The 6,299-nt window shown below is 68.3% G+C and carries 5 protein-coding genes and 1 tRNA gene; 3 read left to right on the plus strand and 3 right to left on the minus strand.

The genetic code is table 11. From position 1 onward, the window contains the following. Positions 1-70: 70 nt before the first annotated feature. From rpsA to aroA, 3 genes are all read right to left on the minus strand, one after another. Positions 71-1,777 (minus strand): 30S ribosomal protein S1, encoded by a 1,707-nt coding sequence (rpsA, locus tag HBH26_RS18555; RefSeq protein ID WP_168136132.1) that lies wholly within the window; start codon positions 1,775-1,777, stop codon positions 71-73. Positions 1,778-2,253: 476 nt separating this feature from the next. Continuing rightward, complete coding sequence (locus HBH26_RS18560) at positions 2,254-2,877, minus strand: (d)CMP kinase (protein WP_168136133.1); 624 nt, start codon at positions 2,875-2,877, stop codon at positions 2,254-2,256. Then, positions 2,874-4,232, minus strand: coding sequence for a 3-phosphoshikimate 1-carboxyvinyltransferase (aroA, locus tag HBH26_RS18565; protein ID WP_168136134.1), 1,359 nt, complete (start codon positions 4,230-4,232; stop codon positions 2,874-2,876). The genes HBH26_RS18560 and aroA overlap by 4 nt, the downstream gene beginning before the upstream one ends. 99 nt (positions 4,233-4,331) lie before the next feature. Between aroA and HBH26_RS18570 the strand changes: the two genes are divergently transcribed. From HBH26_RS18570 to HBH26_RS18580, 3 genes are all read left to right on the plus strand, one after another. Beyond that, positions 4,332-4,649, plus strand: coding sequence for an FYDLN acid domain-containing protein (locus HBH26_RS18570; RefSeq protein WP_168136135.1), 318 nt, complete (start codon positions 4,332-4,334; stop codon positions 4,647-4,649). A gap of 98 nt (positions 4,650-4,747) precedes the next feature. Continuing rightward, positions 4,748-4,823, plus strand: a tRNA-Ala gene (locus HBH26_RS18575). A 1,037-nt stretch (positions 4,824-5,860) separates the two neighbouring features. Further along, a complete protein-coding gene (locus tag HBH26_RS18580; RefSeq protein WP_168136136.1) occupies positions 5,861-6,205 on the plus strand; it encodes a hypothetical protein in 345 nt (114 codons plus the stop codon). Positions 6,206-6,299: the final 94 nt, after the last annotated feature.

Genomic DNA, 6,299 nt, shown 5'->3' on the forward strand with positions numbered 1-6,299 from the left:
AATGAGACGATCACAAATGAAAAAAGGGCCGGCGTCGCCGCCGGCCCCCGTTCGATCGTAGCGGGAAGGCTTACTTCTCCGTGTCGCGCGCCTTCAGCGCGGCGCCCAGGATGTCGCCAAGCGACGCGCCCGAGTCGGACGAACCGTATTGCGCCACCGCCTGCTTCTCCTCGGCGATCTGCATCGCCTTGACGGAGAAAGTGGGCTTCTTCGACCGGTCGAAGCCAGTGACCATCGCGTCGAACTTCTGCCCGACCTGGAACCGCTCCGGACGCTGCTCGTCGCGGTCGCGGCCGAGATCGGTGCGCTTGATGAAGCCGGTCGCGCCGTCGTCGCCCGCCTGCACCTCGAGACCCGCGTCGCGGACCTCAAGCACGGTGACGGTGACGACCTGGTTCTTGCCCAGGCGGTCGCCCGCGCCCGCCGCGACGGGGCCGCCGCGCTCGAGCTGCTTCATGCCCAGGGAGATGCGCTCCTTCTCCGGATCGATGTCGAGCACCACCGCCTGCACGGTCTCGCCCTTGCGATGCAGGTTCAGCGCGTCCTCACCCGACACGCCCCAGGCGATGTCGGACATGTGGACCATGCCGTCGACGTCGTTGTCCAGGCCGATGAACAGGCCGAACTCGGTCGCGTTCTTGACTTCGCCCTCGACGGTCGAGCCCACCGGATGCTCGGCGGCGAACGCCTCCCACGGGTTGCCCTGCGCCTGCTTGAGGCCGAGCGAGATGCGGCGCTTGTCCTCGTCGACTTCCAGCACGACCACGTCCACCTCCTGCGAGGTCGACACGATCTTGCCCGGGTGCACGTTCTTCTTGGTCCAGGACATCTCGGAGACGTGGACCAGGCCCTCGATTCCCGCTTCCAGTTCCACGAAGGCACCGTATTCGGTGATGTTCGTGACGCGGCCCGACAGCTTGGCGCCGACCGGGTACTTGGCGCTGGCGCCGTCCCACGGATCGCTCTCCAGCTGCTTCATGCCCAGCGAGATGCGCTGCGTGTCTTTGTTGATGCGGATGATCTGCACCTTCACGGTGTCGCCGATGTTGATCATCTCGCTCGGATGGCCGACGCGCTTGTAGCTGAGGTCGGTGACGTGCAGCAGGCCGTCGATGCCGCCCAGGTCGACGAAGGCGCCGTAGTCGGTGATGTTCTTCACCACGCCGTCGATGATCTGGCCCTCGTGCAGCGACTGGATCAGGCCCGAGCGCTGTTCGGCGCGGGTCTCTTCCAGCACGGCGCGGCGGCTGACGACGATGTTCCCGCGCTTGCGGTCCATCTTCAGGATCTGGAAGGGCTGCGGAATGTCCATCAGCGGGGTGACGTCGCGCACCGGGCGGATGTCCACCTGGCTGCCGGGCAGGAAGGCCACGGCGCCGTTCAGGTCGACGGTGAAGCCGCCCTTCACGCGGCCGAAGATCACGCCCTCGACCCGCGCGGTCTTCGCGAACTCGATCTCCAGCTTGTCCCACGCCGCTTCGCGGCGGGCGCGGTCGCGGCTCAGCATCGCCTCGCCGTGCATGTTCTCGACGCGGTCGACGTACACCTCGACCTCGTCGCCGACCTTCAGCTCGGCCTTCTGGCCGGGCGCCGGCGCGAACTCGCGCAGCGGCACGCGGCCCTCGCTCTTCAGGCCGACGTCGATGATCGCCATGTCGTTCTCGATGCCGGTCACGGTGCCGTGCACCACGCGGCCCTCGAAGCTGTCGGCGCCGCCGAACATGTCATCGAGCATCGCCGCGAAATCGTCCCGCGAAGGGGCTGCCACAGAGGCCATAGAGTCGTTCGTCCTAACTGTCGTTGTTTCCGGCCAAGCGGTTGGATCCGCTGGTCTTGGCCATCACCGCCGCGCCGGCCCCGTGCCGGTGCGGCATCCATGGGACGATGACGGGCGAAGGGCCTTGCCGCAGCAGATGCGAGAAGGGCGCGGGCAGGGACCTCGCACCATGCCTCCGCACGCCAAGGGCCTGCCGGACCGCGCGCCGTTAGCGGAAGGACGCGCGAATGGCAAGGTGGCAGGGGGTCGAGGAGCGATCAGCGCTGGACGGTGCGGGCGCGCTCCACCTGGCGGTAGCGCGCTCCTCTTCCGGCGCGATGACGACCACCGGCGCCTGTTCCGGCGTCTGCGCAGCCGTGGCAAGCAACAGGCCGAGGATCGGTGGCATCGGCATTTCAGCCGCTGGTTGAACGTCGAAGCAAGCCGCTCTGGCGCCTCGGGTCGGGCGCGGCGAGGTCGTTTGTCCGCCGGCGGCGCTACGCCTCCCGCCGCACCTCCACCAGAGCCACCGCCTTCGCCACCGCCGCCTCGATGGAGAGGAAGCTGGTGTCGAGCAGAACCGCGTCCGCCGCCGGCACCAGCGGCGCGGTGGAGCGGCTGCTGTCGCGTTCGTCGCGGGCGCGGATGTCGGCGAGCACCTGGTCGTAGCTCACGTCGCTGCCGCGGCTCTTCAGCTCGGTGTGGCGACGTTGCGCGCGGATCGTCGGGGTGGCGCGCACGAACAGCTTGGCCTGCGCGTCGGGCGCAATGACGGTGCCGATGTCGCGGCCGTCCAGCACCGCACCGCCGTCCTGGTGGGCGAACCGCTTCTGCCGCTGCATCAGCGCGGCGCGGACCAGCGGATGCGCGGACACGATCGAGGCGACCTGCCCGGTCTCGTCGTCGCGCAGCACCGGATCGGCGAGCGTCAGTTCGTCGAAGTCGCACGCGGCCACCGCGTCCGCCTCGCTGGTCGGGTCGAGCTCCAGCCGCATCACGGTCGCGGCGACCGCGCGATAGAGGAGGCCGGTGTCGAGGTGCGGCAGGTGGTAGTGGCGGGCGAGCGCCTTGGCGATCGTGCCCTTCCCGCTGGCCGCGGGGCCGTCGACGGCAATAATCATCGGTTCAGCCAGGTGGTGGCGGCGCCGAGCGACGTCGCAGTGTCGAGGAAGGTCGGGTAGCTGGTCGCGATCGGTGCGGCATCGTCGATCGCGATGCCGCGCGCGCTGTGCATGCCCGCCACCGCCATGCTCATCGCGATGCGATGGTCGAGCAGCGAGGCGACCGTCGTGCCATTGGCCGTGCCGGGCAGGGGATCGCCGTCGCGGCCCTCGATCGACAGGCCGTCCTCGTGCTCGCGCACCGTGAGGCCGGCGAGACCGAGCGCGGCGGCCATGGCCGCGATGCGGTCCGACTCCTTCACGCGCAGCTCGTGCGCGCCGCGCGCCACGGTGGTGCCGCGCGCGAAGGCGGCCGCGACGAAGAGGATGGGATATTCGTCGATCATGCTGGGCGCGAGGTCCGGCGGCACCTCGATCGCGGTCAGCGGGGCGTGCCGGACGCGCAGGTCGGCCACCGTCTCGCCGCCGACCTCGCGCTCCGCCATGGTCTCGATCGACGCGCCCATCAGCCGCAGCGCGGTGAGGAGGCCGGTGCGCGTCGGGTTCATCAGCACGTTGCGCACGGTCACGTCGGAACCGGGGACGATCGACGCCGCGACCAGCCAGAAGCCCGCGGACGAGGGATCGCCCGGCACGACGATGTCCTGCGCGCGCAGCTCCGCCTCCCCGTGAAGCGAGATGACGCGACCCTCGCCGGTCTCCTCCACCGTCAGCTCGGCGCCGAAGCCGCGCAGCATCCGCTCGCTGTGGTCGCGCGTCGGCACCGGCTCGCGCACGCGGGTGATGCCCGGCGTGTTGAGCCCGGCGAGCAGGACTGCGGACTTCACCTGCGCGGAGGCGACGGGCAGCGTATAGTCGATCGGCACCGCCGGGCAGCGCCCGCGCAGCGTCAGCGGCAGGCGGTCCCCCGGCGCGGCGGCGAACCCGGCGCCCATTCGCGCCAGCGGTTCGATGACGCGTCCCATCGGTCGCTTCGACAGGCTGGCATCGCCGGTGAAGGTGGCGACGATCGGATGACTGGCCACCAGGCCCATCAGCAATCGCGTGGACGTGCCCGAATTGCCCATCTCCAGCGCCACCTGCGGCTGGAGCAGGCCGCCGACGCCGACGCCGTGGACGCGCCACTCGCCCTCGGCCGAGCGCTCGATCGTCGCGCCCATGGCGCGCAGCGCCGCCGCGGTGGCGAGCACGTCCTCCCCCTCCAGCAGCCCGCGGATGCGGCTCTCGCCTACCGCCAGCCCGGCGAACATCAGCGCGCGGTGGCTGATCGACTTGTCGCCCGGCACGGTCATCGCACCCGTCAGCGGGCCGGCGGCGGCGAGGCGCAAGGGGCGGGGAGTGGGGGCGTGGGACATTGCGCGCGGCGCCTTGCCAGCCGGGTTGCGCTATGGCAAGGCGCGCCCCACTTCGACGGGTACTCCCGCGAACCACCCATCCGAAAGGCATCAGACGGCATGATAAAGCCGGAATGGGGCACGAAGCGCACGTGCCCGAAATGCGCGACCCGTTTCTACGACCTGGAAAAGGACGAGCCGGTCACCTGCATCGAGTGCGGCTATGCGTGGCAGCCCGAGCCGATCCTTAAGTCCAAGCAGCCGATGCCGTTCGAGGCGGTGAAGGCCGACAAGGAAGAGGCCGACAGCGACCTGGCCGGCGACGACGAGGATCTGGCGCCCGCGGAGGACGAGGAGCCCTCGGCCGACGACGAGGTGGACCTGGGCGGCGACGACGACCTGGGCGTCGAGACGTCGAACGACGACGACGAGAACTGAAAGGTCGCGATCACGATCCGACAGGGCGGCGGCAGGCGGCAATTTCGCCGCTTGCCAACGCCGAAACGCCCCGTTAGTGGGGCGCCTCCCACGGGAATGGGGCCGTAGCTCAGCTGGGAGAGCGTCGCAATGGCATTGCGAAGGTCAGGGGTTCGATCCCCCTCGGCTCCACCATTCTAAGTTCCTAGTCGTGCTAGGTTTTCTTCGGGATCGTCCGCCAGGGTTGTGGCGATTTGTTCCGATCAGCGGATCGCACACGGATCGCAGAGGCGATTTGTTCGCGCAACGTTCCGATGCTTCTGGATGGTTCGCTGCCGCGCTTCCGGGCGCGGAGAACGGCAGATTGGCCCGCTGCCAGCGGGCTTTCTGTAGCGGTCTCCTGATCGCTTTGCTGGTGGAAGAACGGCCCGGCCGCTATCGGGCGCTGGTACGGCGTAAGCGGCCGCTCGTTCATTCGTCTTTGCCGCGGAGTGTGTGCCTCCTTTCAAGCGAAAAATGAAGGGGCTCTTCCTTCCCCTAAGTCGCTGTTTCCGGCGCGGGAAGGGCGGTCCGGGAGGATCGGCCGCGGCGACAGCGACGCGGAACAAAGCCGGAGAAGCAGGGTGAAAAGCGCGCTGGGCTACCAAATAGCATTCAACCACGCAGATTTGCCGACCGCGTGCAAGTGCCTAGGGCGCGGTGGAAGGGCGCTTTCGAGGTGAGGGGCCAGGATAGGAATGGCTGCCGCGGCTGAAGAGCGCGTGGCTGCGAGGCTCTTGGCGAGCGCGGAAAACGGGAGGGCGCGTGATCCTCCGCTTCCCCTCATTCGTCCTTCCGGCCGGCGGGAACGGTGTGAACGATCCGGTCCGCCAGATGCCCCAGCCAGCCCTCGTACTCCCCCCGTCGTCCGCCACATAGCAGCAGCCGTCGACCGGAAAGCGACAGGCATCGTCCTTCTGGATGAGGCGAGGACGCGTCGTTCGTTACGCTGGCAGCCTAGACTATTTTCCAGGCCGTGCGACGGCGGCCTCGCGTTCCTCGCACCCGCGCCTCGGCATGCGTGGGACACTGTCGTGACGAATGATCGCCCGGCGATGATCACACTCGATGGGGCTATGCGAGCACTTATTCGGATCATCAATGCCTGCGAGACGCAAAAAAGTGTAGCGAGGCGCGCATCGAGAGCGTAGAAAAAACGTGTCGAGTTCCTGAACGTAGAGGCATCAAAATTGGTGGCGCTGGTGATCACCACCTGCACGGGCAGCAAGACCAAGGCTGCCGCAGAACGTCATCGCTTCTCAGCGTTGGAACGGGCTCCAGTCACGGAGTTGGGCGTAGCCTGGCGCGCTCGGATTGCTAGCGGCGAGCGGATCCCGGCGCGATCGCTCTACGCGGGGCGCGCCTTCAAGATTCCTGCTAGGATTGGCGCCGCCTGGGGCGCGCGGGTGCTGGTCGTCTCCGCTGGGCTTGGTCTCATCGATGCGGAGGCGCTCGTTCCGCCTTACGATTGCACGGCGCTTTCTGGTGAGGTCGACAGCGTATCTGTGTGGATCGGCGTGGAAAAGGGACCCCGGTAGCGGGGTGATCGGCGTCGAAAAAGGACCCCTCATCCCGGTGGTCTAGGCTGCTCGCTTGGCGGTGTGTCAGGCGGCGAGATCGGGATGCTGGTAT

The sequence above is a fragment of the Sphingomonas corticis genome, assembly GCF_012035195.1.
GTDB lineage: Bacteria > Pseudomonadota > Alphaproteobacteria > Sphingomonadales > Sphingomonadaceae > Sphingomonas > Sphingomonas corticis.

Bases quoted from the DNA above. Each gene is read 5' to 3' on its own strand.
- HBH26_RS18560 (WP_168136133.1), bottom strand. From the start codon at position 2,877: ATGATTATTGCCGTCGACGGCCCCGCGGCCAGCGGGAAGGGCACGATC.
- aroA (WP_168136134.1), bottom strand. From the start codon at position 4,232: ATGTCCCACGCCCCCACTCCCCGCCCCTTGCGCCTCGCCGCCGCCGGC.
- rpsA (WP_168136132.1), bottom strand. From the start codon at position 1,777: ATGGCCTCTGTGGCAGCCCCTTCGCGGGACGATTTCGCGGCGATGCTC.
- HBH26_RS18570 (WP_168136135.1), top strand. From the start codon at position 4,332: ATGATAAAGCCGGAATGGGGCACGAAGCGCACGTGCCCGAAATGCGCG.